This window comes from Streptomyces sp. NPDC101181, from assembly GCF_044767975.1.
GTDB lineage: Bacteria > Actinomycetota > Actinomycetes > Streptomycetales > Streptomycetaceae > Streptomyces.
Genome location: NZ_JBIWOX010000016.1, coordinates 48,562 through 74,516 on the forward strand (window position 1 = coordinate 48,562; position 25,955 = coordinate 74,516).

The 25,955-nt window shown below is 73.5% G+C and carries 18 protein-coding genes; 7 read left to right on the forward strand and 11 right to left on the reverse strand.

The window, feature by feature from the left end; translation table 11 throughout:
- Positions 1-227: 227 nt before the first annotated feature.
- The gene (locus ACIRRU_RS22545; protein ID WP_403683291.1) at positions 228-674 is read left to right on the forward strand and encodes a nitroreductase family deazaflavin-dependent oxidoreductase; all 447 of its coding nucleotides are present in this window, start codon (positions 228-230) and stop codon (positions 672-674) included.
- A 259-nt stretch (positions 675-933) separates the two neighbouring features.
- Positions 934-2,484, forward strand: coding sequence for a peptidoglycan-binding protein (locus tag ACIRRU_RS22550; protein ID WP_403683293.1), 1,551 nt, complete (start codon positions 934-936; stop codon positions 2,482-2,484).
- A 67-nt stretch (positions 2,485-2,551) separates the two neighbouring features.
- On the opposite strand, the gene ACIRRU_RS22555 is transcribed toward ACIRRU_RS22550, so the two are convergent.
- From ACIRRU_RS22555 to ACIRRU_RS22585, 7 genes are all read right to left on the reverse strand, one after another.
- Positions 2,552-3,256, reverse strand: coding sequence for a hypothetical protein (locus ACIRRU_RS22555; RefSeq protein WP_403683295.1), 705 nt, complete (start codon positions 3,254-3,256; stop codon positions 2,552-2,554).
- A 90-nt stretch (positions 3,257-3,346) separates the two neighbouring features.
- Entirely contained in the window at positions 3,347-7,108 is a 3,762-nt protein-coding gene (locus tag ACIRRU_RS22560; protein WP_403683297.1) for a S8 family serine peptidase, read from the reverse strand.
- Between the two features lie 113 nt (positions 7,109-7,221).
- Positions 7,222-8,364, reverse strand: a complete 1,143-nt coding sequence (locus ACIRRU_RS22565) for an XdhC family protein (protein ID WP_403683299.1) — start codon at positions 8,362-8,364, stop codon at positions 7,222-7,224.
- Between the two features lie 36 nt (positions 8,365-8,400).
- Positions 8,401-9,858 (reverse strand): NCS2 family permease, encoded by a 1,458-nt coding sequence (locus ACIRRU_RS22570; protein WP_403683301.1) that lies wholly within the window; start codon positions 9,856-9,858, stop codon positions 8,401-8,403.
- Positions 9,859-10,177: 319 nt separating this feature from the next.
- Positions 10,178-12,628, reverse strand: a complete 2,451-nt coding sequence (locus tag ACIRRU_RS22575) for a xanthine dehydrogenase family protein molybdopterin-binding subunit (RefSeq protein ID WP_403683303.1) — start codon at positions 12,626-12,628, stop codon at positions 10,178-10,180.
- Positions 12,625-13,224 carry a (2Fe-2S)-binding protein gene (locus tag ACIRRU_RS22580; RefSeq protein ID WP_403683305.1) on the reverse strand — a complete coding sequence of 200 codons (600 nt, stop codon included), beginning with the start codon at positions 13,222-13,224 and terminating at the stop codon, positions 12,625-12,627. Before ACIRRU_RS22580 ends, ACIRRU_RS22575 begins: the two co-directional genes overlap by 4 nt.
- A gap of 2 nt (positions 13,225-13,226) precedes the next feature.
- Complete coding sequence (locus ACIRRU_RS22585) at positions 13,227-14,117, reverse strand: FAD binding domain-containing protein (RefSeq protein ID WP_403683307.1); 891 nt, start codon at positions 14,115-14,117, stop codon at positions 13,227-13,229.
- A 319-nt stretch (positions 14,118-14,436) separates the two neighbouring features.
- Between ACIRRU_RS22585 and ACIRRU_RS22590 the strand changes: the two genes are divergently transcribed.
- Entirely contained in the window at positions 14,437-16,230 is a 1,794-nt protein-coding gene (locus ACIRRU_RS22590) for a PucR family transcriptional regulator (protein ID WP_403683309.1), read from the forward strand.
- A gap of 181 nt (positions 16,231-16,411) precedes the next feature.
- On the forward strand, positions 16,412-17,191 hold the full coding sequence (locus ACIRRU_RS22595) for a hypothetical protein (RefSeq protein ID WP_363201483.1): 780 nt from the start codon (positions 16,412-16,414) through the stop codon (positions 17,189-17,191).
- An 85-nt stretch (positions 17,192-17,276) separates the two neighbouring features.
- Here ACIRRU_RS22595 and ACIRRU_RS22600 read toward each other — a convergent pair whose 3' ends face one another.
- A complete protein-coding gene (locus tag ACIRRU_RS22600; RefSeq protein ID WP_403683311.1) occupies positions 17,277-18,050 on the reverse strand; it encodes a GntR family transcriptional regulator in 774 nt (257 codons plus the stop codon).
- A gap of 145 nt (positions 18,051-18,195) precedes the next feature.
- Here ACIRRU_RS22600 and ACIRRU_RS22605 point away from each other — a divergent pair, with 145 nt between their 5' ends.
- Together ACIRRU_RS22605 and ACIRRU_RS22610 are read left to right on the forward strand one after the other, a co-directional pair.
- Positions 18,196-19,068, forward strand: coding sequence for a (2Fe-2S)-binding protein (locus tag ACIRRU_RS22605; protein WP_403683313.1), 873 nt, complete (start codon positions 18,196-18,198; stop codon positions 19,066-19,068).
- 190 nt (positions 19,069-19,258) lie between these two features.
- On the forward strand, positions 19,259-20,356 hold the full coding sequence (locus ACIRRU_RS22610; RefSeq protein ID WP_363201480.1) for a DUF2637 domain-containing protein: 1,098 nt from the start codon (positions 19,259-19,261) through the stop codon (positions 20,354-20,356).
- A 25-nt stretch (positions 20,357-20,381) separates the two neighbouring features.
- Here ACIRRU_RS22610 and ACIRRU_RS22615 read toward each other — a convergent pair whose 3' ends face one another.
- The 3 genes from ACIRRU_RS22615 to ACIRRU_RS22625 all read right to left on the reverse strand — a co-directional run bounded on the left by ACIRRU_RS22615 (position 20,382) and on the right by ACIRRU_RS22625 (position 24,518).
- Positions 20,382-20,759, reverse strand: a complete 378-nt coding sequence (locus ACIRRU_RS22615; protein WP_403683466.1) for an ATP-binding protein — start codon at positions 20,757-20,759, stop codon at positions 20,382-20,384.
- A 297-nt stretch (positions 20,760-21,056) separates the two neighbouring features.
- A complete protein-coding gene (locus ACIRRU_RS22620; RefSeq protein WP_403683315.1) occupies positions 21,057-22,799 on the reverse strand; it encodes a pyruvate dehydrogenase in 1,743 nt (580 codons plus the stop codon).
- Between the two features lie 111 nt (positions 22,800-22,910).
- Positions 22,911-24,518 carry a protein phosphatase 2C domain-containing protein gene (locus ACIRRU_RS22625; RefSeq protein ID WP_403683316.1) on the reverse strand — a complete coding sequence of 536 codons (1,608 nt, stop codon included), beginning with the start codon at positions 24,516-24,518 and terminating at the stop codon, positions 22,911-22,913.
- Positions 24,519-24,896: 378 nt separating this feature from the next.
- Here ACIRRU_RS22625 and ACIRRU_RS22630 point away from each other — a divergent pair, with 378 nt between their 5' ends.
- On the forward strand, positions 24,897-25,886 hold the full coding sequence (locus ACIRRU_RS22630) for a helix-turn-helix domain-containing protein (protein WP_403683318.1): 990 nt from the start codon (positions 24,897-24,899) through the stop codon (positions 25,884-25,886).
- Positions 25,887-25,955 lie beyond the last annotated feature (69 nt).

Here is a 25,955-nt window from a genome sequence, read left to right on the forward strand (position 1 = left end):
ACGCGGTGACGCCTGCCGCGTGTGAGGGGAGGTGAGGGAGGGGCCATCGGGGGACGCCGGCTGCTCCGGAAGGACCCTTTATACGCCTTCGCGGACAGGTCCCCGGCCCGCGTTCCCCCGTGCGGTGGGAAGGCTGTCCAGGTGTACGAATCCCGCCGGTGCGGCACGGGCCGGGTGCCAGGATGGGGGCAGCCCGTACGGGAGAGCGAGAGAGAAGGAGCATCCGGATGACGACGGAGCGGGACGATCGCGGCGAGGTCGTACTCCCGCCCACCGAGTGGGTCGCCCGGCAGGCCGAGCTGTACGAGTCCTCCGGCGGCACGGAGGGCACCACCCAGCTCGGCGTGGACTGTCTGCTGCTGGACTACGTGGGGCGGCGCAGCGGCCTCGTGCGGCGCACGGTGCTGATGTACGGGCGCGACGGCGAGGACTACCTGATCGTGGGGTCCAACGGCGGGTCGCCCCGGCCGCCGCAGTGGTATCTCAACCTCCAGGCGCACCCGGAGGTCGAACTCCGGGTGAAGACCGAGCGGTTCGGCGCGGTCGCGGCGACGCTGCCCGCCGAGGAGAAGGCGCGGGTGTGGCCGGGCCTGGTGGAGCCTTTCCCGCGCTACGGCGAGTATCAGGCGGCCACCGAGCGGGACATCCCGGTGGTCCGGCTGACCCGGCGCTGAGCGGGTCCCGGGGAGGGGCGCCCGGAGAAGCCCGGAGAGGGCCGCCCGGAGAAGGCTGCCCGGAGAGGGCTGCCGGGGAAGAGCCGCCAGGAGGGGGCCACTTCACGCATTTTCGCCGGTCGGCCGTCAGCGGTCACCCCCGTTCATCGCATTGTCATGGCCACCTCATATCGCTAGCCTGACCGTGCTCCCCGTCCCTCCGGCCGCCCCGGCCCGAGGGCTTTTCTCTTCCTCCCACGACCACAGAGCAGGAGCCCCGATGCCCCCACGCACCGCAGCCCGCGCCCGGGTCCACGTCTGCGCCCTGACGGTCCTCACCGCCACGGCCCTCCTCGCCACCGGACCGGCGGACGCCGTGCCGCACCGGACCACGGCGGACCCGGTGAACCGCGCCTTCGCCGACGCGGCCCGGGAGTACGGCGTACCGCGCGATCTCCTGGCCGCCGTCGGCTACGGCGAGTCCCGGCTGAACGGCCACGCGGGCAGGCCCAGCCAGGCGAACGGCTACGGCGTGATGCACCTGGCCGACAACCCGGTCAACCGCTCCCTGGAGAGGGCGTCCGAGCTGACCGGTGAGCCGACGGCGCGGCTGCGCCGGGACACCAGGGCCAACATCCTCGGCGGCGCGGCCGTGCTGCGCGACCACGCGGACGCGCTGGGCCTGGACGCCGCCGAGCGCCGCGACGTGGATGCCTGGTACCCGGCGGTCGCCCGGTACGGCGCCGCCGCCGGACCGGCCGCCGCGCTGTACGCGGAGACGGTGTACACGTACCTCGCGGAGGGCGTGAGCGCGATGGTGGGCGGCGGCGAGGAGGTACGGGTGCCCTCCCGCCCGGTCGCCCCGGACGACGGGGAGGTGTCGTCGTCCGGCCTGTCCGTCCGGAGCGAGGACTACCCCGCCGCGCGCTGGGTGCCCGCGTACTCCGGGAACTACGTCGTCGGCCGCAAGGCCGCCGTCGACAAGGTGGTCGTCCACACCACCCAGGGGTCGTACGCCGGTTCCATCAGCTGGTACCAGAACCCGGCGTCGCAGGTCAGCGCGCACTACACGATCCGCTCATCGGACGGCGAGGTCACCCAGTCGGTGCGGGAGAAGGACACCGCCTGGCACGCGGGCAGCACCAACGCCTCGTCCGTGGGGATCGAGCACGAGGGCTACGTCGACGACCCGGCCTGGTACACGGAGGCGATGTACCGCTCGTCGGCCGCCCTGACCACGCACCTCGCCGCGCGGTACGGCATCCCCAAGGACCGGTCGCACATCATCGGGCACAGCGAGGCGCCCGGCGCCACCCACACCGACCCCGGCCCCAACTGGGACTGGGACCACTACATGGAGCTGATCGACGGCGACCCGGGCACCGGCGGCGACGGCCTGACCTTCCCCGTGTACACGACCCAGCGGTCCGGCTCGACGGGCCCGCAGGTCAGGGCCGTCCAGACACTGCTCACCCAGCAGGGTTACCAGCCGGGCGCGGTGGACGGCCGGTTCGGATCCGGTACGCAGGACGCGGTGCGGAGGTTCCAGCAGGCCCGCTCGCTCGGCGCCGACGGGATCGTCGGGCCGAAGACCTGGACGGCCCTGCTCTCGGCGGGCACCACCCCCGCTCTGGCACCTGGCGCCTCGGGGGACGCGGTCAAGCGCCTCCAGCGCGCCCTGACCGCCGCCCTCGGCACCACCGTCGCCGCCGACGGCAGCTTCGGCCCGGCCACGGAGACGGCGGTCCGCGGCTACCAGAGCGGCCGGGGGCTCGGCGTCGACGGCCGGGTGGGCCCGACGACCTGGGGGGCGTTGCAGAGCGGCAAGTGAGCGCGGTCCCGGCCGGTCGCCTCCCGGCGGCGCGGAGGCCGGGCCGGGTCCGGGGCCGCCCCGCCGCTCAGGCGCCGGTCGCGGCCGGGGGCGTCGCCGCGGGGGCGGTCGGGGCGGCCGGGTAGCCGGTCTCCTCGATGTCCGCGGCGAGTTCGGCGAGTCCCCGCCCCGGGGCGAGGGCGGCGACCACCTCGTCGGTGAGCGGGCGCAGCGCGTAGACGTGGCGGACGGCCGCCAGGTCGACGGCGACCTCGAAGTGGTCCTCGGCCCACTCCTGGTACGACTCGGGGGTGCCCGCCACCAGGAGCTGGAAGAGCCAGTCCGCGCCGTCGGAGTCCTCGCCATCCTCCGGGAACTCCACGGAGCCCGCCCGCCAGCGGTCGTCGGTGCTCTCGCGCCACAAGCAGGCGGTGACCTCGGGCAGACCGTCCTCGTCGGTGAACCGGGGCTCTTCCACGTACCGGCGGAAGACGGCGGGCACGTCGTCGAGCACCCCGGGCCAGGGGCCGTCGGCCAGGTGGGGGCTCATCGGCGACTCGTGGTCGAAGCCCCGGGCGTAGGCGCCGGCGGCGGAGAAGACCACGGTGTACTCCCCGCCCGAGCCGTCCCGCATCGAGGCCGCCTCCTCGGTGGGCGACCACCGCGCGTCGAAGCTGTGCCAGCGGTGGTCCCATTCCGGGCACAGGATCGCGTCGAGGACCGCCAGGGAACGGCAGAGACCGGTGAGGGCGGGTATGTCCGGCAGCCCGCGGGCCACGTCGTGAACGCTCATGGGCTCATCCAACCGCACCCGTGCGCACGGGCCTGGTCCCGCACCCCCCCGGGGGGCACGGGACCAGGGCCGACGGGGGCGCTCAGCAGGTCACTTCAGGCCGAAGGCCCGGATGATCTCCTGGTCCACGACGAGACCGCCGGGCCCTTCGGCGTGCGCCTTGAGCGAGACCGCGCTCACGCCCTTCGAGGGGGTGCGGAACGTCGCGGTCCACTCGCCGTCGCCCTTCCTGCGCAGCTCCACCCTGCTCCAGCGCCTGCCGTCGTCGTAACTGACCGACAGCGAGGCTTTGTTCGCCTTCACCGCGCCCGGCAGCCACTCCTGGGTCCGGGAGGAGAGGACGATCCGCGTCGTGCGTCCGGCCCGGACGTCGCCCGCGAGGTCGGTGTCGACGCCGTAGTCCAGCTGGAGCAGCGGGATGTCGGCCTGGTAGGGGCCGTCCTCGGCGAGCGCGCCGGAGACGAAGCCCCACTCGGAGCGGGTACGGGTCGAGGTCTTCCAGGTCCGCGCGTCCCGCCGGGACTCGATGACCAGGCGGTAGGGGAGCTTGCCGGGGGCGAGGTCGCCGATGTGTCCGGCCCGGCCGGCGCCCTTCTTCAGCTCCTTGTCACCCTGGTGGAAGGCGTAGGAGGTGGTGTCGTACTCGTCCTCCGGCATCGCCCCCGCGTGGCCGGCCCCGCCGTCCGTCCACGGGGTGATGTTGAACTGGACGCTGTCGTTCACCGTGCGGAACGGGCCCCAGTAGCCGGTGCCCAGCCGGGGGCGGACCACCGGGGCGAACCACGCGGCCCGGTAGCTCTTGCCCGCCCGGTAGTCCAGCTCGTCGCTGCGCATCTCGTGGGCCCGGTCGGAGCGGTCCGCGTTGAGGACCGAGTGGTTCTCGTACCAGAAGGAATCGCCCGGCAACGGGTTCACCCACTCGGTGCGTACGTCGGGGAACCGCTCGTACTCCTCGAAGCCGAGGCCCGGTCCGTACTCCGGGATGTCGTAGCGGTAGCCGCCGCCGAGGGTCTCGCGGTGGCCGTAGAAGGTGTTCTCGACCTTCGCCAGCTCCCGGGGCGAGGGCGCGAAGGCGAGGGAGCGGTCCGGGATCGTGCCGTCGTGGCGGTCCACCAGGTCGTAGAGGTAGTCCGCGAACCGCTTCTGGGTGACCTCGATCCGGCCGCCGCGCCGGGCCGTCCGGATCAGGGTCTCCCCCGCGGACCGCTGGACCGAGGCGATGGGGATGGTGGTCCGCTCGCCCGACGGGGTGTAGCTCTCCATCGCCACGCCCCGGCCGTCGTTGACGACGAACAGCGCCTTCGCCCCGGCGTCCAGCGCGGCCGCGAGGCGTTCGGCGGGGGTGACGTCGGCGCTGCGGGTGATCACGACGGCCTTGCCGCGCGCGTCCAGGCGCCGGTAGTCGTCAGGCGTGCCGCGGCCCGCGTACACCGTGCGTGGCTTCTGCTCGCTGTCCTCGGCCGTCGCCGAACCGCCCTGGGCGAAGACCGGCACGTCCCGCCCGTCGGCCTCGACATCGATCTGCTTCTCGCCCTGCCGCCAGCGGGTCAGGAAGCTGAAGGCGCCCTCGGTGACCTTCCTGGTCGGGCTCGCCCACAGCTGGTCGTACGTCAACGGGATCTGGTAGGCGTCGCGCTGGACCGTGCCGTCCGGGGCGGTGCGCGCCATGTCGTAGCGGAGCTGGCGGGTCTCGGTCTCCTTCGGGGTGCGCACGCTGACCTTGCGGGCCTTGGAGGCGTCGAGGGTGACCGTGGTGGGCCGGGTGAGGATCGTCTCGGGGGCCGCGAGGAACGCCAGCGCCCGGGAGTCGGGCCGGTCGCCGTCGATGTCGAGCGAGGCCCAGGCGGTGTAGTTGCCCGGCGGCAGGCGCAGGGTGGTCTCGCCGCCGGAGACCTGGACGAGGTCGAGCTGCGGGGCGCCCAGCTCGCCGAGGACGACGACGCCGTCCATCGGCTCGCCCGCGCGGTCGCGGAGCCTCAGCGTGAGGTCGTGCAGCTCCTTCTCCTTGGTGAGGGCGAAGCCGGTGTGCGCGAGCGTCGTGCCCGCCGCGTCGGTGGCGACGACCTGGCCGGAGAAGGTGGTGTCGTTCGCGACCTTCGCCGGGTCGAGGGAGAGGACCGCCTGCGCGGTGCCCCCGGCCGGGACGGTCAGCCGCTGGGTGGAGAGGGTGTAGGCCGCCTCGTCGGTGTCGGTGGCGAGGTTCAGCGTGACGTCCCGCTCACCGGTGTTGCGGTAGACGATGGTGCGTTCGGCCACCTCGTCGGCGGGGCTGTGCGGCCAGGCGTAGGAGGCGACCGGCAGCGAGCCGGTGGCCTCGATCGTGGTGTCGACGGCCGCCTTCACGTCCAGCCGTCCGGTCCCCTGCTCGTAGGGGGTGTACGCGTCGAGCTTCTTCGACGAGCTCATCAGGGCGTCCTTGACGCGCTCGCCGCTCCAGTCGGGGTGACGCTGCATCAGGATGGCGGCTGCCCCCGCGACATGCGGGGTGGCCATGGAGGTCCCCGAGAGCGACTGGTACATGCCGTCGATGCCGGGGACGGACTGCGAGGCGGCCGCGCTGATGCCGACGCCGGGGGCCGACAGGTCGGGCTTGAGGGCGTGCGAGCGGACCAGCGGGCCCATCGAGGAGAAGTCCGCGCGGCCGTCCCGCTTGTCGACAGCACCGACGGTCAGCGCCTTCTCGGCCGCGCCGGGCGAGCCGATGGTGCCCGCCCCGTAGGCGTTGCCCGCCGCGATGACGAACAGCGGACCGCCGTCCGCCGAGAGGGAGTTCACCGCCCGGGACATCGGGGCGGAGCCGTCGTCCGGCACCGGGGAGCCGAGGCTCATGGAGACGATGTCGGCCCCTTCGGCCTTCGCCCACTCCATCGCCGCGATGATCCCGGAGTCCGCGCCGGAGCCCTCGTCGCTGAGGACCTTGCCGATGAGCAGGCCGGCGGCGGGGGCGACGCCCTTGGCCGCGCCCGCGGAGGCGGCGCCCGAACCGGCGATGGTGGAGGCGACATGGGTGCCGTGGCCGTTCCTGTCGTCCACCTCCTCGCCCGGAACGAAGCTGCGGGAGCCGACGATCCGGTCCTCGACGTCCGGGTGGTCGGTGTCGACGCCGGTGTCCAGGACGGCGACCGTGGTGCCCTTCCCGTCGAACCCGGCGGCCCACGCCTGTGGGGCGTTGACCTGCGGCACCGACTCGGTCAGGAGCGCTTCGGAGCGGCCGTCCAGCCACAGTTCGCCGATGCCCGCGTCCAGCGAACGGGCGTTCGCCGGGCCGGTGACGCTCTTCCAGAACGTCCGCGCCCCGTCCTTGTCCGCGGTGAGCGCGGCGCCCCGGACGGAGGCGAGGGTACGGGTCCTGTGCGCGCCGCGCGGGGCGGGCGGCAGCGCCTTGCCCCCGGTCCGCGGGTAGGTCGCGATCAGCGGGACGGAGCCGGTGCCCGCGTCGTCGTACCCCATCCGCACCAGTGCGGAGACGTTGAAGAGCCGTCGGTCCAGGACGCCCGCCGCGAGCAGGGCGGCGGCCTCGTCGGGCAGGACGTACACGTCCTCGCCCGCCTGCTGGACCCGGACGCCGCCGGGCGCGCCGGCCGGGCGGTCCACGGTGACCGTGTCCCGGGCGCCGGGCCCGTCCACGTACCGCACGACGTCCCCGGTGACCAGGGTGACGGTGCGGCTCTCGGAGCGCGGGGCGTCGGTGCGGGCGGCGGTGGGCGCGGGGGCGGCGCCGGCCGGTCCGGCGGGGAGCAGCAGGCCGCCCAGGAGCGCCGCCGAGGTGGCCAGGAGCAGGGCTCCGCGTCCGGGCCGGGACGGTCCCGCCCGGCCCGGGGTGCCGGAGGCGGAGGAGGGGGAAGAAGTCATGCAGCTGATCTACCGGTAAATCCCGTGCGACCGCCGCGTCCGGATGGGGCGGGAACCCGCCGTGGCGGCAACCCGCCCGGCGTGGACGGACCGCCCGGTCCGCCCGGCCGGGCTCAGGCGACGGAGGCGAGCGGTTGTCCGCCGCTGTCGTGGTGGATGGGGGTGTGCGCCCCGGTGAGCGGCACCCCGCTGCCGCCGCGGCGTACCGCGACGATCTCGGCGGCGATGGACAGGGCCGTCTCCTCCGGCGTACGGGCGCCGAGGTCCAGGCCGATCGGCGAGTGCAGCCGGGCCAGTTCACGGTCGGTGAGACCGGCCTCGCGCAGCCGGTCGTCGCGCTCCAGGTGGGTGCGGCGCGAGCCCATCGCGCCGACGTAGGCGACCGGGAGGCGCAGGGCGGCCTCCAGCAGCGGTAGGTCGAACTTGGCGTCGTGGGTGAGGACGCAGAGCACGGTGCGGGCGTCGGTCACGGTCCCGGCGAGGTAGCGGTGGGGCCAGTCGACGACGATCTCGTCGGCCTCCGGGAAGCGGGCGGCGGTGGCGAAGACCGGCCGGGCGTCGCACACGGTGACCCGGTAGCCGAGGAACTTCCCGGCGCGCACCAGGGCGGCCGCGAAGTCGATGGCGCCGAAGACGATCATGCGGGGCGGCGGCACGCTGGACTCCACCAGGAGCTGGACCGGGCGGCCGCATCGGGAGCCCTCCGCACCGATGGCGAGCGGGCCGGTGCGGCCCGCGTCCAGCAGGGCCCTGGTCTCGGCGGCGGCGGTCCGGTCGAGCGCCGGGTGGCCGCCGAGCCCGCCCTCGTAACTCCCGTCGGGGCGGACCAGGAGCGGGAGCCCGAGCAGTTCGGCGGGGCCGTCCGTGACCCGCGCCAGGGCGGCCGCCGTCCCCTCCGCGGCGGCCGCGAGCGCGGCGGCGAACACCGGGCGGGCGGGATCGTCCGCCCGCAGCGGTGTCACCAGGATGTCGATGACGCCACCGCAGGTCAGGCCGACCGCGAAGGCGTCCTCGTCGCTGTAGCCGAAGCGCTCGCGGACGGATGCGCCGTCCTCCAGGGCCTGGCGGCACAGCTCGTAGACCGCGCCCTCCACGCATCCGCCGGAGACCGACCCGATGGCCGTGCCGTCCCGGTCGACGGCGAGGGCGGCGCCGGGCTGCCGGGGCGCGCTGCCGCCGACCGCCACCACGGTGGCGACGGCGAACTCGCGTCCCCGCGAGACCCACCGGTGCAGTTCTTCGGCGATGTCCAGCATGGCGTGTCTCCTTGGGCGGAAGGGAGGGAGGGGGCGTCAGTGGACGCCGAGCCAGCTCTCGATCGGGTTGAGGGCGAAGAAGACGATGAAGATCACCGTCAGTCCCCACATGAAGGCCCCGATCTCACGGGCCCGGCCCTGGGCGACCTTGATGGCGGTGTAGGAGATGACACCCGCGGCGACACCGGTGGTGATGGTGTAGGTGAAGGGCATCAGGACCACGGTCAGGAAGACCGGGATGGCGACGGAGCGGTCGCCCCAGTCCACGTGCCGGGCGTTCTGCATCATCATCGCGCCGATGACGACGAGGGCGGCGGAGGCCACCTCGGTCGGCACGATCGCGGTGAGCGGGGTGAAGAAGAGGCAGGCGGCGAAGAACAGGCCGGTGATGACCGAGGCGAAACCGGTACGGGCCCCCTCGCCGACGCCGGTGGCGGACTCGACGAACACCGTCTGGCCGGAGCCGGAGGCGACACCGCCGATGACACCGCCCGCGCCGTCGACGAACAGCGCCTTGGACAGGCCCGGCATGCGGCCCTTCTCGTCGGCCAGCTTGGCCTCGGTGCCGACGCCGATGATGGTGGCCATCGCGTCGAAGAAGCCGGCCAGCACCAGGGTGAAGACGATCATGCCGACGGTCATGACGCCGACGTCGCCCCAGCCGCCGAACTCGACGTTCCCGAAGAGCGAGAAGTCCGGCATGGAGACCGCGCTGCCCTCCAGGGCGGGCGGGCCGCTGCTCCAGTCCTTGGCGTCGATGTCGGTCACCGCGTTGAGGACGACGGCGAGCAGGGTGCCGACGACGATGCCGATCAGGATCGCGCCGGGGATGTTGCGCGCCTGGAGCATGAAGATGAGCAGGAGCGTCACGCAGAAGACCAGGACGGGCCATCCGGCGAGTTCACCGGCCGGCCCGAGGGTCACGGGGGTGGCCTGGCCCTGGTGGACGAACCCGGCCTTGTAGAGGCCGATGAGGGCGATGAAGAGCCCGATGCCCATGGTGATGCCGTGTTTGAGCGCGAGCGGGATCGCGTTCATGATCATCTCGCGGAGGCCGGTGACGACCAGGAGGCAGATCACCACCCCGTAGATCACGCACATGCCCATGGCCTGCGGCCAGCTCATGTTGGGCGCGACCTGTGAGGCGAGCACCCCGGAGACGCTCAGACCGGCGGCGAGCGCCAGGGGCACCTTGCCGACGAAGCCCATGAGCAGGGTCGTGGCGGCCGCGGCGAGGGCGGTCGCGGTGATCAGGCCGCTCTGGCCGAGGAGGTCGCCGTTGACGTCCTCCCCGCCGAGGATCAGCGGGTTGAGCAGGAGGATGTACGCCATGGCCATGAAGGTCGTGACGCCGCCGCGCACCTCGCGCGCGACGGTGGAGCCTCGTTCGGATATGTGGAAGTACCGGTCGAGCCATGATCTTCCGGCGGGGACGCGCGAGCCGGGGCCCGCGGCCTCCGGACTGGTCTTCGGTTCCACGGACTGCTGGGTCATGATGCCTGACTCCCAAGGTTCACAGGGGCACCCGCGTGACGATTCCTGAATGCGGGATTTGGGATGACTGCGTCGGCGCACGACCCGGGGACGGCCGGGACGAACTGGTGAGGCAGATACGGATGTGCCGGCGGCACGGATGATCCGTGAGGCGCTGCCGTGCGGGGACGGCACGGCGGAGAACCGCGAGCGGTGCCGGGTGTCTCCGGGCGGTGCGGGATGCGGAGAAGTGTGACGTTCCCGGCTCGCGCACCGCCCGGAGAGTTCCGGGGGGGGGACCGCTCGGAGACGGGGCCGGGGATCACCCGGCCCCGGTAGCTCAGGTGCTGGTGAGGTGTTCGGGCCGCACCGGGGTCCTGTTGAGCTCCAGCCCGGTCGCGTTCCGGATCGCCGCGAGGACGGCCGGGGTGGACGACAGGGTGGGGGCCTCGCCGATGCCGCGCAACCCGTACGGGGCGTGCTCGTCGGCGAGTTCGAGCACGTCGACCGGGATCGTCGGCGTGTCGAGGATCGTGGGCAGGAGGTAGTCCGTGAAGGAGGGGTTGCGCACCTTCGCGGTCTGCGGGTCGACGATGATCTCCTCCATCACCGCGACGCCCATGCCCTGGAGGGTGCCGCCCTGGATCTGGCCGAGGACGGAGAGCGGGTTGAGCGCCTTGCCGACGTCTTGGGCGCAGGCCAGTTCGATGACCTTCACCAGGCCCAGCTCCGTGTCGACCTCGACGACCGCGCGGTGCGCGGCGAAGGAGTACTGGACGTGGCCGTTGCCCTGTCCGGTACGCAGGTCGAACGCCTCGGTGGGCCGGTGGCGCCACTCCAGCTCGATGTCGACGGTCTCGTCCTCCAGCACGTCGGCCAGGTCCGCGAGGACCTCGCCGCCGTCGGTGACGACCTTGCCTCCCTCCAGCAGGAGTTCGGCGGTGGCCCAGGCCGGGTGGTAGGTGCCGAACTTGCGGCGGCCCAGCTCCAGGACCTGCTCCCGCACCGCCTCGCAGGAGTTCTTGACCGCGCCGCCGGTGACGTACGTCTGGCGGGAGGCGGAGGTGGAGCCGGCGGAGCCGACGCGGGTGTCGGCCGGGTGGATGGTGACCTGGTTGACGCCGAGCTCGGTACGGGCGATCTGGGCGTGCACGGTGACGCCGCCCTGGCCGACCTCGGCCATCGCGGTGTGCACGGTGGCGACCGGCTCGCCGTTGATGACCTCCATCCGCACCCGGGCGGTGGAGTAGTCGTCGAAGCCCTCGGAGAAGCCGACGTTCTTCAGGCCGACCGCGTAGCCGACGCCCCGCACGACACCCTCGCCGTGGGTGGTGTTGGAGAGCCCGCCGGGCAGCGCGCGGACGTCGACAAAGGTGCCTTCGCTGCCCGCCGCCAGCCACTGCTGCTCGGGCGGCAGCGGCCGGGACTTGACCCGGCGCAGCAGCTCGGCGACCGGGGCCGGGGAGTCGCAGGGCTGCCCGGTGGGCAGCAGGGTGCCCTGTTCCATGGCGTTGAGCTGCCGGAACTCCACCGGGTCCATGTCCAGCTTCGCCGCCAGCTTGTCCATCTGCGCCTCGTAGGCGAAGCACGCCTGGACCGCGCCGAATCCGCGCATCGCTCCGCAGGGCGGGTTGTTGGTGTAGAGGGCGACCGCCTCGATGTCGACGTCCTCGATCTTGTACGGGCCGACCGAGAGCGAGGAGGCGTTGCCGACGACCGCCGGGGAGGCGGAGGCGTAGGCGCCGCCGTCCAGGACGATCCGGCACTTCATGTGCGTGAGCTTGCCGTCCTTGGTGGCGCCGTGCTCGTAGTGGAGCTTGGCCGGATGCCGGTGGACGTGGCCGAAGAAGGACTCGAACCGGTTGTAGACGATCTTGACGGGCTTGCCGGTGCGGAGCGCCAGCAGGCAGGCGTGGATCTGCATCGAGATGTCCTCGCGGCCGCCGAAGGCCCCGCCGACGCCGGAGAGCGTCATACGGACCTTGTCCTCGGGCAGGCCGAGGACCGGGGCGATCTGGCCGAGGTCGGAGTGCAGCCACTGGGTGGCGACGTACAGCTCGACGCCGCCGTCCTCGGAGGGCACCGCGAGTCCGGACTCCGGGCCGAGGAACGCCTGGTCCTGCATGCCGAAGGTGTACTCGCCCGTGACGATGACGTCGGCGCGCTTGGCGGCCTCGTCGGCGTCGCCGCGGATGATCGGCTGGCGGTGCACGATGTTGGGGTGCGGGACGTGGCCGATGTGGTGGTCGTCGCGGCCCTCGTGCACGAGCACGGCGTCGGGTGCGGTCGCCGACGCCTCGTCGGTGACGAGCGGCAGGTCGCGGTAGTCGATCCTGATCTTCGCGGCGGCGCGGCGCGCGGTCTCCGGGTGGTCGGCGGCCACGATGGCCACCGGCTCTCCGTGGTGGCGGACCTTGCCGTGGGCCAGAACCGGGGTGTCCTGGATCTCCAGCCCGTAGTTCTTCATCTCGGCGGGCAGGTCGTCGTAGGTCAGCACCGCGTAGACGCCGGGGGTGGCCAGCGCCTCGGAGGTGTCGATGGAGACGATCTCCGCGTGGGCGACGGTGGAGCGCAGCGTCTGGCCCCACAGCATGTCCTCGTGCCACATGTCCGAGGAGTACGCGAACTCCCCGGTGACCTTGAGGGTGCCGTCGGGGCGCAGCGTGGACTCGCCGATGCCGCCCTTGGTGGGGGAGCCCTGGGTGATCTTGGTGGGGGTTCCGGCCGGTACGGACTGGGCCTTCGGGGCGGCCGCCGCGAGAGGAGCCGTGGCGTCGGGGCGCGTCGTCATGACTGGACCGCCTCTTCCTGGCGGGCGGCCGCGAGGCGGACCGCGTCGAGGATCTTCTCGTAGCCGGTGCAGCGGCACAGGTTGCCGGAGAGCGCCTCACGGATGTCCTGGTCGGACGGGGAGGGGGAGTTCTCCAGCAGTTCGTCGGCGGCGACCAGGAGGCCGGGGGTGCAGAAGCCGCACTGGACGGCTCCGGCGTCGATGAACGCCTGCTGGATCGGGGACAGCTCGACGGCCTCGCCGGTCTGCCCGTCGGTGGGCCGGGCCTGCCAGCGCTGCGCGGCGTCCAGGGTGGTGCCGCACGCGCCGGAGGCGCAGCCGCCGCCGGGGTGGGCGTCCTCGCGGTGCCTGGCGTAGTCGGCCAGACCCTCGACGGTGACGACCTCGCGGCCCTCGGCCTGTCCGGCGGCGACCAGACAGGAACAGACGGGGACACCGTCCAGGCGGACCGTGCAGGAGCCGCACTCGCCCTGCTCGCAGGCGTTCTTGGAGCCGGGCAGGCCCATGCGCTCCCGCAGGACGTAGAGGAGGGACTCCCCCTCCCAGACGTCGTCGGCCTCCTGCTGACGGCCGTTGACCGTGAAATTGACTCGCATGGTTACGCAGCTCCTTCCAGCGTGCGGCCCGCGCCGCGGTACTGCTCCCAGGTCCAGCCGAGCGTCCGGCGGGCCATGATGCCGACCGCGTGCCTGCGGTACTTCGCCGTGCCCCGCACGTCGTCGATCGGGTTGCAGGCGCCCGAGGCGAGGGCGGCGAACTGCTTGGCGATCGCGGGAGTGATGATCTTGCCGCTCTCCCAGAAACCGCCCTCGTCGAGCGCGGCGTTCAGGAAGTCCTCGGCCTCCCTGGCCCGCACGGGCGTCGGGGCGGCGGACCCGATGCCGGTGCGCACGGTGCGGGTCTCGGGGTGCAGTGCGAGACCGAAGGCGCACACCGCGATGACCATCGCGTTGCGGGTGCCGACCTTGGAGTACTGCTGCGGCCCGTCGGCCTTCCTGATGTGCACGGCCCGGATCAGCTCGTCCGGCTCCAGGGCGTTGCGCTTGACCCCTGTGTAGAAAGCGTCGATGGGAATCAGCCGCGTTCCGCGTACGGATTCGGCCTCGACCTCGCAGTCGGCCGCGAGCAGCGCCGGGTGGGCGTCGCCGGCCGGGGAGGCGGTGCCGAGGTTGCCCCCGACGCCGCCGCGGTTGCGGATCTGCGGGGAGGCGACGGTGTGCGAGGCGAGCGCCAGGCCGGGCAGCTCGGCCCGCAGGTGCTCCATGATGCTGCTGTACGGCACGGAGGCGCCGAGCCGTACGCTCTCCTGGCCCACCTCCCACTCGGACAGCTCGCCGACGCGGTTCAGGTCCAGGAGGTACTCGGGCCGCCGGTGGTCGAAGTTGATCTCGACCATCACATCGGTGCCGCCCGCGATGGGGACAGCCGTGGGGTGCTCGGCCTTGGCGGCGAGCGCCTCCTCCCAGCTGGCGGGGCGAAGGAAGTCCATGAGTGGCTCTCTTCTTCTCAATCGGGTCGTTCGCTGGGGCTGGGGACGGCCTGCCCTCGACGTGGCTCGTTCAGCTCGTTCACGTGGCGTTCATGTGCTGTGTGGCCCAGTACACAAGCCCGGCCCCTGCCGGTGCAGTCACCGAAACACTGAAGGAGTTGGCTGGTCTCCGTCCTTGTCTTGTAGATTCGAACGAATGGCGGGGATCAGTAACCTCACCGCAATCCACCGATACCCCCTGGCCTCGGCAGTCCCCCGCCCACGGCCTGCTTCACCCACCTGCTCACCCCCCCCACGGACACAGAACGGCGGCGACGAGATGCGGCTGCGCGCACTGCTGGAGACCGACGCGCTGGGCCTGCGGCTGCTCGGCGGCGAGGACGAGCTGGACCGGACGGTCCGCGGCGTCATGACCACCGACCTGCGCGACCCCAGCCGCTATCTCTCCGGCGGCGAACTGGTGCTCACGGGCCTGGCGTGGCGCCGGGACGCGGCGGACGCGGAGCCCTTCGTCCGCATCCTGGCGGGCGCCGGGGTGGCCGGTCTCGCGGCCGGTGAGGCGGAGCTGGGCGCCATCCCCGCCGATCTGGTCGAGGCGTGCCTGCGCCACCGCCTGCCGCTCTTCGCCGTGCACGAGACCGTGGCCTTCGCGACGATCACCGAACACGTCGTACGCCAGGTCTCCGGGGAGCGGGCGGGTGATCTGGCGGCCGTGGTGGACCGCCACCGCAGGCTGATGACCGCGGGCCCGGCGGGCGGCGGCCCCGAGGTCGTCCTGGACCTGCTCACCTCCGACCTGGACCTGCGGGCCTGGGTGCTGTCCCCCACCGGCCGCCAGATCGCCGGGGCGGGCGAAGCGCTGCCCGGGACGCTCGGCGCGGCCCTGGCCGGGCACCATCTGGCGGCCACCCGCACCGGCCGCCGCGGCCCGCACCGGGCGGCCGTCGCCGGGAGGACGTACTCCCTCTTCCCGATCCGCAGCACCGGCCGGAGCGCGGTCCCGGCCTCCCGCGACGTACGGGAGTCGGTGCTGTCCGACTGGCTGCTGGCCGTCGAGGCGGACGCCTCGGACTGGCCCGCGCCCCGGCTGGACCTGCTCCAGGGCGTCACCCAGCTGATCGCGGTCGAACGCGACCGCCGCGACGCGGCCCGTACGGTACGCCGACGGCTCGCCCAGGAGGTCCTGGAGCTGGTCCAGACGGGCGCCGCCCCGGCCGAGATCGCGGCCAGGCTGCGGGTCGCCGCCCCGGTCCTGCTGCCCGGCCTCGGGGCGGCCCCGCAGTGGCAGGTGGTGGTGGCCCGGGTGGACTGGACCGACCCGGCACAGAGCGCCGCCCAGCCCCCCGCGGGCGCCCCGGCCGTCGCGGGGGACATCGCGAGCGGCCCGGTCGCCCAGGCGCTGCTGGAGGAGATCCTGGTCGACCCGGCGGTCAGCGGCCCCGACTCCGCCGACCGGATCGCCGTCGCCCACACGGGCGAGGAGGCCATCGCCCTGGTCCCGCTGCCCGCCCTCACCGCCTCGCCGCCGGACACCGGGGAGGAGGCGGGACAGGACGCCGGCGCCCCGGGCGACACGGCCGGGGACCCGGCGGACGGCGGCCCGGCGGGCCAGGACCCCGCGCTGCACGCCGACGCGCTGCTCGCCTCCGTACGCGAGCCCCTCTCGGCCGGGCTCGCCGACGACGGCAGGCTGACACTGGGTGTCAGCGCGGCTGTGCATTCCGCCGAAGGGCTGCGCGGCGCGCTGGAGGAGGCCCGGCACGCCCGCCGGGTGGCCGCGGCCCGTGCCGGGCGGGTCTGCGCGGCCGGTCACCACGAGCTGGCCTCGCACGTGCTGCTGCTGCCGTTCGTGCCCGACGACGTGCGCCGCGCCTTCACCGCCCGGCTGCTGGACCCGCTGCGCGACTACGACCGGCGCCACCGCGCGGAGCTGATCGAGACGCTGGAGGCCTTCCTGGACAGCGACGGGTCCTGGACCCGCTGCGCGGCCCGGCTGCACCTCCACGTCAACACGCTGCGCTATCGCGTCGGCCGCATCGAGCAGTTGACGGGGCGCGACCTCTCCCGGCTGGAGGACAAGCTCGACTTCTTCCTCGCCCTGCGGATGAGCTGATCTTCCGGGCCGGACCGGGGAGCTCGGGCCACGGCCGCGGCCGGGGCGATTGTGAATTCCTTCACCTGACATCGTCCGGACCCCTTGGCCCGGCGTGCCAATCCGTGCTGAGATGCGGCGGTACTCACGCACTCAACAGCACAATGGCGCGCTCGGGGAGGGCAATGTGGCGGATACCGCCATGTCTGGTTCCGGAACGACAGCAGATGACGATCCGCCGCTCCAGACAGCGGTATGGCGGCTGCGGTCCCGCGCCTGCTGGCTGGACGCGGCCGCCCTGCTGGAACCGCACGCCGCGGACCCGGCCGCGGCCCTCCAGCGCACCGCCCTGCTGACCGAGCGGTGTCTCTACACCGGCCAGGGCTGGACGGACGCCGAGGACGCGCTGCGCACCGCCGAGGCCGTCGCCCGCACGGACGACGAACGGGGGGCGGCCGCCTGTGAGCGGGGGCACCTGGCGTACGCCTCCACGCTCCTGGCCGTCCGGGACCGGGCCGACGAGGCGAGCGTGGCGCTCAGCCGGTCGGCGGCCCTGCTGGCGCCCGGCTCCCCGGCGCGGCCGCTGCTGGACTTCCGGCGGGGGCTGATCGCCCAGAACATCGCGGACGCGCCGCAGTCCGCGCGCGCCGCCTTCCGCCGGGCGCACGCCGGTGCGGCCGACCAGGGGGACGAGCTGCTGCTGTCCTCCACCTGGCGCCATCTGGCCGCCCTCGCCCTGCGCGAGGGCGAGCTGGCCGAGGCCCGGCACGGCTTCGCGGAGTCGCTGCGCATCCGGGAGGAGCTGGGCTTCCTGGTCGGTACGGCCCCGGCGCTGATCTCCCTCGCCCAGGCGGAGCCCGAACCGGAGGCGGCCCGGCTGCGCGCCGAGGCCGGGCGGCTGTTCCGCCTGCTGGGCGGCGTGCCCACCTGGCTGGCCCCCTATCTCGGCCCCCCGGCCCAGCGCACCGCCGAGGCGAGCTGAGACGGCCCCGGAGCCCGGCTGCTCACGGACCGGGGGCGCAGGGGCGGCCCGACCGGCCCCCGCCGTCGCCGGTCCGCCGTCCGCCTCAGCCGTCCGCGCCGGCGAAGTGCTCCCGGACCAGGGCCTCGACGACGCCGAGGTCCTGGGCGATGAGGGCGTCGAGCAGGGCGGTGTGCTCGGCCGCGTCGGCCAGCAGATCGGCCTGGCGGACGGCGGGACCGGCGACCAGAGGCCACTGGGAGCGCCGGTGGAGCTCGTCGGCGATCGCGACCAGCTGCTCGTTGCCCGAGAGCGCGAGGAGCGCCCGGTGGAAGGCCCGGTCGGACTCGGTGTAACGGGCCAGGTCGCCCCCGGCGGCTGCCGCGACCGTGGCCTCCGCCAGGGGGCGCAGGACGCCCCAGCGGTCGGCCGGGACCGTACGGGCCAGGCCCAGCATCACCGGGACCTCGATCAGCGCGCGCACCTCGGCCAGCTCGGCCAGCTCGCGGGGACCGCGCTCGGTGACCCGGAAGCCCCGGTTCGGCACCACCTCGACGGCGCCCTCGACGGCCAGCTGCTGCATCGCCTCGCGCACGGGGGTGGCGGAGACCCCGAATCGGGCGCCGAGAGCCGGGGCGGAGTACACCCGGCCGGGGACCAGCTCGCCGTCGACGAGAGCGGCGCGCAGGGACTCCAGAATCTGACCGCGCACGGAGTGGCGCCGCACCGTCCGGGCGGCGGGCGGTCCACCGCGGGCGGGTTCGCCCCGGGCGGACTCGCCGCGCGCCTGCTCCGGCACCCGCCCCGCCGCCGGGAGGCGCGGGAGCGCGCCGGGAGCGTACGCCGGGCTCGCGCCCTCGTCCACGCTGCCCTGCTCCACCCGGACCTCCTCCGTATGCCGCTGGCGACTCGCGTACGCCGGGCCTTGTGTGCACGATAGAAGACCGGGGCTGCGGTTCACACATCGACGGCGTCGGGTAAGGTAAACCTTACCTGCAAACGAACCCCGATTCGGTGGTCCCTGCATGACCCTCTCCCCGCCGTCCACCGGTGCCGCGACGTCCCCCGTGAGCGCGGCGTACGCCCGCCTGACCGCGGTCTTCCCCGGTCTGCGCGCCGAGGTGCTCGACGACCGCGCCCTCGCCCCGTCCGGCGCGGGCTGGGTCGGGGCGGCCGAGCTGGCGGCCGGCGGCAGCGCCGTGGACGCCTTCCTGGCCTGGGACAACGCCCAGGTGCTGCGCGACCACGGTCGGCAGGCCCGCCCGGACGTGGTGGCCAGCTTCGGTCTGCACCGCTACGCCTGGCCCGCCTGCCTGCTGGTGACGGTGCCCTGGTTCCTCCAGCGGCGCGTCCCCCGCGTCCCGGTCGAGGACGTCGCCTTCCAGCGGGCCCTGGGGCATCTGACCGTGCGGGTGCGGGAGTTCGCCTGCCTGCCGGACGACCCGGCGGCCGGACTGCCCGGAGCCAGGGTCGTGCCGGACGAGGCGGCGCTGCGGGCCGAGGTGCTGGCCGCCCTGACCGAGCACCTCGCCCCGGTGCTGGAGGGCTTCGGACCGCGCATGCGGCGCGGGAAGCGGGCGCTGTGGGGGATGGCGACGGACGAGATCGTCGAGGGCCTCTGGTACATCGCGCATCTGCTGGGCGAGGAGCGCCGCGCGATGGCCGAGCTGGAGCTGCTGCTCCCCGGCACCACGAAGCCCTACGTCGGCACCGCCGGGTTCCGGGAGCTGACCGGGCCCGAGGGCCGGTCGCTGCCCACCCGGGACCGGGCGAGCTGCTGCCTCTTCTACACCCTGCGCCCCGAGGACACCTGCGTCACCTGCCCGCGCACCTGCGACGCGGACCGGGTGCGGAAGCTGAGCGCCGCCCCGTCATCCCTGGCGGGCGCGGCCTCCTGATCCACACCGCCCGTCCGGGGGAGGGAATCGAACGCGACTCGGTCGGACCGGGCGGGGGTTCGAGAAGATTCCGCCCATCGATAGCCTCTCCCTCCCCCATGGCGTGCTCTTGTCCCGAAACTCGCGGAGTGCCGGGGGAATTCCGTCACGATGGCGTGCGAAACGCCCTACGTGACGCAAGGGACCGCGCATGAGACTGACCGACATATCGCTTGACTGGCTGCTTCCGGGCGCCGTGCTGCTCGTGGGGGTCATGGCGGCGGTGACGGTGGTCGCACGCGGCAAGCGTGCCAAGGCCGCGGCCGACGACTCCTGGGAACGCAGCGAGGAACGCCGCAGACGCAAGGAAGCGCTGTACGCCACCGCCAGTTACGTCCTGCTGTTCTGCTGCGCGGCGGTCGCCGCCGCGCTCTCCTTCCACGGGCTCGTCGGCTTCGGCCGGCAGAACCTGAACCTCAGCGGCGGCTGGGAGTATCTGGTCCCGTTCGGGCTGGACGGCGCCGCGATGTTCTGTTCCGTGCTGGCCGTACGGGAGGCGAGCCACGGTGACGCGGCTCTCGGCTCCCGGCTGCTGGTGTGGACGTTCGCCGGTGCGGCCGCCTGGTTCAACTGGGTGCACGCCCCGCGGGGCATGGACCACGCGGGCGCTCCGCACTTCTTCGCGGGGATGTCCCTCTCGGCCGCGGTGCTCTTCGACCGCGCGCTGAAGCAGACCCGCCGGGCGGCGCTGCGTGAACAGGGCCTGGTGCCCCGTCCGTTGCCGCAGATCCGGATCGTCCGCTGGCTGCGGGCGCCCCGGGAGACCTTCGGCGCCTGGTCGTTGATGCTCCTCGAAGGCGTCCGCACGCTGGACGAGGCGGTCGACGAGGTGCGGGAGGACCGCAAGGAGCAGGAGCAGAACCGCATCCGCCGCAGGGAGCAGGCCAAGCTGGACCGGGCCCGCATCAAGGCCCTGAACCGGCAGAACCGCGCCTGGGGCCGCGGCATCCGCGGCGGCCACCAGGTGGACGTCCCCTCGCTGGCTCCCGCTTCGGGCGGCGCGGCGCCGCCCGTCGCGGAGCCCGCCATAGCAGAGCCGGGTCAGCTGCCTCTGCGACCCCGGCCATCCCTGCAAGCCGTCGGCCCGAAGCCGTCGGCGGACGGTTCGAGTTCGAAGAACCTGGACGCTCCGAACCAGGGAAATGACCCGCGGGCGGTCGACCTCACCGCCGAGGACGACACCCAGACACTCCCGCGGCTCGACTCACTGGAACAGAAACTCAAGGATCTGGAGCAGCAGTTCGGCTGAGCCGCCGACGCGGCGGAGGGAGCCCTCAGCCCCCTTCGCCGCGCAGCTCGAACCAGACCACCTTGCCCAGGGCCCGCGCCTCCACGCCCCAGGCGTCGGCGAGGCTCCGGACGAGGATCAGCCCCCTGCCGTGCGTACCGTCGTCGGCGTTCGGTACGTACGGCGCGGGCAGGTCCGCCTCGAAATCCTGCACCTCGACCCGCAGGGTGGCGGATGTCGCGGTCGCGGTGACCACCGCTCCGTGCCGGGTGTGGATCAGCGCATTGGTCACCAGCTCGCTCACCAGGAGCTCCGCCGCCTCCGTCCGCTCCTGCGGGCAGGAGCGATGCCGGAGGAACTCCCGCAGCTCGCGCCGGACTTCTCCCACCGCCGATCGTTCCGTATGCCCGACCCTGCGGCACATCCGGGCCGACTGCGGCGCCTGTCCCGGTCTCCGGACCCGGGGGCCGCGCCCCTCAGCGGCCCCGGCCCTCTTCTGACGCTTCGTCATTTCCCCCGCCCGCACAGTGAACCGACCTCCTCGGATCCGGCTGCCGTCGAACAGCCTCACGGGATGCATGCCCCTGTACGCACACGGTCACGCTTGTCGACTCATCAATAAAGTGGACGGGCGGGAGCGGCGAGGGGCGCACGGCACACCTCGCCAGCGCATGCCGTCACCCGCCGGGCGCGGCCCGGCGGCGGGCGGGCTCGGCGGGGCTCACGGACGGGGCACGTTACGGAGGTTGGAGCGGGCCATCTGGAGCATCCGGCCCACTCCGCCGTCGAGCACGATCTTGCTGGCGGAGAGTGCGAAGCCGGTGACCATGTCGGCGCTGATCTTCGGCGGGATGGAGAGCGCGTTGGGGTCGGTGACGATGTCGACGAGCGCGGGCCCCTTGTGCTTGAACGCGTCCTTGAGCGCGCTCTGCACCTGTTTGGGCTTCTCCACGCGGACGCCGTAGGCCCCGGCCGCGCGCGCGATGGCGGCGAAGTCCGGGTTCTTGTTGGTCGTCCCGTACGAGGGAAGGCCCGCCACCAGCATCTCCAACTCCACCATCCCCAGGGAGGAGTTGTTGAACAGGACGACCTTGACCGGCAGGTCGTACTGGACCAGGGTGAGGAAGTCGCCCATCAGCATGGAGAATCCGCCGTCACCGGACATCGCGACGACCTGCCGCCCCCGGTCGGTGAACTGGGCGCCGATCGCCTGCGGAAGGGCGTTGGCCATCGAGCCGTGGCTGAACGAACCGATCACCCGCCGCTTGCCGTTGGGCGTCAGATAGCGGGCGGCCCAGACGTTGTTCATCCCGGTGTCGACGGTGAACACCGCGTCCTCGTCCGCGACCTCGTCCAGCACGGCGGCGACGTACTCGGGGTGGATCGGCACATGCTTGTCGACCTTGCGGGTGTAGGCCTTGACCACGCCCTCCAAGACGTTCGCGTGCTTCTTCAGCATCCGGTCGAGGAACGCCCGGTCGGACTTGGGCTTCACCCGGGGCGTCAGACAGCGCAGGGTCTCGCGCACATCGCCCCAGATCGCGAGGTCGAGCTTGGAACGCCGGCCGAGGTGCTCGGGGCGTACGTCGACCTGGACGATCTTCACGTCGTCGGGGAGGAAGGCGTTGTACGGGAAGTCGGTGCCGAGCAGGATCAGGAGGTCGCACTCGTGGGTCGCCTCGTACGCGGCGCCGTAGCCGAGCAGCCCGCTCATCCCGACGTCGTACGGATTGTCGTACTGGATCCACTCCTTGCCGCGCAGCGCGTGCCCGACGGGTGACTTCACCTTCCCGGCGAACTCCATGACCTCGGCGTGCGCCCCGGCCGTGCCGCTGCCGCAGAACAGCGTCACCCGTTTGGCCTCGTCCACCATGCGGCAGAGCTTGTCGATCTCGCTGTCGCCGGGCCGGACGCTGGGCCGTTCGGTGACCAGGGCGTGCTCGGCGCTCTTCGCGGGGGCGGGCCTGGAGGCGACGTCGCCCGGCATCGTGACGACGCTGACGCCGCCGCGTCCGATCGCGTGCTGGATCGCCGTCTGGAGCAGCCTCGGCATCTGCTCCGGATGGGAGATCATCTCGTTGTAGTGGCTGCACTCCTGGAACAGCAGCTCCGGATGGGTCTCCTGGAAGTAACCGAGGCCGATCTCGCTGGAGGGGATGTGCGAGGCGAGGGCCAGCACCGGCGCCATGGAGCGGTGCGCGTCGTAGAGGCCGTTGATGAGGTGGAGGTTGCCCGGTCCGCAGGACCCGGCACACGCCGCGAGCGAGCCGGTGATCTGCGCCTCCGCCCCGGCCGCGAAGGCGGCGGTCTCCTCGTGGCGGACGTGGACCCAGTCGATGTCCGGGGTGCGCCGGATGGCGTCCACCACCGGGTTCAGACTGTCCCCGACGACGCCGTACAGGCGCTTGACGCCCGCCCTGGCGAGGATGTCGACGAACTGCTCCGCCACGTTCTGCTTGGCCATGGGTGCGCACCCTTCCCTGCCCGTGCTCCGTGCACTGCGGCTGTCCGGACTACGGGGCCCGGGACTCCGGCGGCTCGGGCTCCGTACTCCATCAACCCACGGTGTGCGGGGTTACGCCTCCCAGACGGCGGCGCAGGTGCGGTCGTCGGCGTACCCCTTGATCCGAAGCTGGGTGTCGGCGAGGAAGGCGGGCAGTCCGGGCGCGCCGTTCCTCCCCCAGCGCTCGGCCAGTTCGGCGGGGAGAGCCGCCTCGCCGCGCATCGGCTCGGCCAGTCCGTTGCCGCACAGCATCAGCGTGTCGCCGGGGCGGGCGAGGGAGGCCCGGAACCGGAACGGCTCGGCGGGCGGGGGCACGGGGGCGTCGATGGGCGGCGAGGGGGCGGTCGTGATCTGGAGGTCCATGGTCAGCCGGTCCCCGTCGGGCCCCTCCTCCGGCTCGCCGTTGCCCTGCGGGACCCCGCCGCCCTCCGGGGCCTCCGGGATCAGGGGCTGCAGGTCCTGCCACAGCCCGTCGCGGAGCCGGAACAGTCCCCCGCCGCCGATCCCGAAGAAGACCCGGGTACGGCAGTCGGGGTCGGCCGGCAGCAGCAGACAGCGCAGGTTCGCGGTGTACGCGGCGGGCTCGACGCCGAGTTCGGCGGCACGGGCGCGCAGCTTGCCGTACGTGCGGTCGGTGAGCCGGTGCAGCCCCGACTTCAGGTCGCCCCGGCGGCCCGCCCTTATGTCCTCGGAGAGCCGGAGGTGGCTGCGGGCCACGGCCCCGCCGATCCAGCGGCAGGCGTCGGCCGCGGCGAGGTGCCCCGTCTCACTGGCCCGTGCGCCCCCGGCGACGGCGACGAGCACGAGCGCCCCCTCACCGCTGCCGAACCGGGCGGTGAGCAGCCCGTCACGCCGGGGCTCCCCCCGGAACCGGGCGGAGTCGCCGCGGACGGAGACGGCGCGCAGGGTGTACGTCCCGTACCGCGCACCGTCCAGCACGGTGTCGGGCACCAGTCCGTCCAGGTTCTCCGAGGTGGCGGAGGGCAGGGCGGCGGGCTCGGCGTCGTACGTGGGCGGCCGGTCCCCCAGATGCCCGACGTCGGGCCGGGCGCCGGATCCCTGGGCCGCTGGGTCCGGCGGCGGTTCGCCCACGGCGCCGGGGGCGTCCGCGCCGTCCGGCTCGGGCGGCGCCGGAGGTCCGGGCGGCCGGGGCGCGGCGAACGTCCGCGGACCGGACTGCCCGGCGGGCGGCTCCCAGGGGGCCGGAAAGACGGTGGTGCGGGGCTGGGCGGAGGGCGCGGAGGGAGGGACGGCCGGCGGCGGCGGAACCGGTGGGGCGGCAGGCGCGGAGGGCGCCGGAGCGGGCTCGGCACGCGGTGGTGCCGTCGTCGGAGGGGACGGCGGCGGTACGGGATCGGCCGGCGGCGGTGGCGGGGCGGAGCCCGCCGGTGTCGGCGCCGGCGGCGGGTCGGGCGGGGCGGCCGGCCGAGGCGATACGGCGGGCGGGGCCGCCGGAGCGGGCGGCGGACCGGGCGGGGCGGCGTCGCGTGGCTCCGGCACGGTCACCGGTCCGGGCGGCCGCGCCGGGGCCGGTGCGCTCACCGTGTCCGACACGGAGTCGAAGCGGTCGTCGAGGCTGTCGGGCGCGCTGCTGGGACCGGTGTCCGGGACGGCGTCGTCGTACAGCTTCCGCCACCAGTCGTCCTCATGGGCGGTGGGCTTCTCCCCCTGCTGACTCATGCCCCTATTTTCCACCGCGAAGGGCGCCCGAAAACGGGGCATCCGGAAAATGTGGCCTGCGATCGCGGGCCAACGACGAGGCCTGCCGGGCGACCCCACCCCCCACGGGAAGGACACCCGGCAGACCGGTCATGATGATCGGCTCATCGGCTTTTCAGCCATTCGTAGGATCAGCCGATCACCGGCTCAGCGGGGTCCCGAGGGACGGCCGCGTTCCGGAGGTCGTCGGTGCTGCGGTGACGCAACAGTGGCAGAGGGGCCGGAGGGACAGGAGATGATGTGAGCGGCGGGTTTACGCCGTGGCCTCTTCCCGCCACTCGACGCCCGCCGTCCAGGGCGTCGCGACGCGCGATCACCACACCCGGGGAGGTCCGGAGCATGCTGGGGGCGATAGGTCTCGACGAGAGACAGGAAGCCGCGTACCGCGCGCTCGTCGCGGCGGGGGCCGCCGAGCTCACCGATCTCGCGCACCGGCTGGCCCTTCCCGAGGCGGACACCGAGCGGGCGCTGCGACGGCTGGAACAGCAGGGGCTGGCCGCGCAGTCGTCGTCCCGGCCGGGCCGCTGGGTGGCGGCCCCTCCGGGAGTGGCCCTGGGCGCGCTGCTGATCCAGCAGCGGCACGAACTGGAGCAGGCGGAGCTGGCCTCGGCGCTGCTGGCCGAGGAGTACCGGGCGGAGGCGGGCGAGCCCGCGGTCCACGATCTGGTGGAGGTGGTGACGGGGGCGAGCGCCGTCGCCCAGCGCTTCCACCAGTTGCAGCTGGGGGCTGTCTCCGAGGTGTGCGCCCTGGTGACGGGCAAGCCGATCGCGGTGACCGGCATGGAGAACGAGTCCGAGGAGCGGGCCGCCGCACGGGGGGTGAGCTACCGGGTGGTGGTCGAGCGCGAGGTCCTGTCGATGCCCTACGGCATCCTGGAGCTCTCGGCGGCGCTGAGCCGCGACGAGCGGTGCCGGGTGGTGGACCGGGTGCCGACGAAGCTGGTCGTCGCCGACGGCAGCCTGGCGATGGTCCCGCTGACCGGGCGCGGCGAGGAGCCCGCCGCGCTGGTCGTGCACGCCAGCGGTCTGCTGGAGTCGCTGACGGGCCTGTTCGAGGCGGTGTGGCGGGAGGCGATGCCGCTGCGGCTCGGCGAGGGTGGCGGGGTGCGCGAGGAGAGGGTGGGACCCGATCCGACCGACCTGGAGATCCTGTCGCTTCTGCTGGCCGGGCTGACGGACGCCAGCGTGGCCAAGCAGCTCGATCTGGGTCTGCGGACCGTGCAGCGGCGGGTGAAGGGGCTGATGGAGCTGACCGGGGTCTCCACCCGCCTCCAGCTGGGCTGGCACGCCTACGAACGCGGCTGGGTCTCCCGTACGCCACCCCCCTGACCCTCCCGGGACGTCATCGGCGCAGATGGCGGGGATCGGCCTGATCGCCTCGGCGGGCGGAGCCGCGTG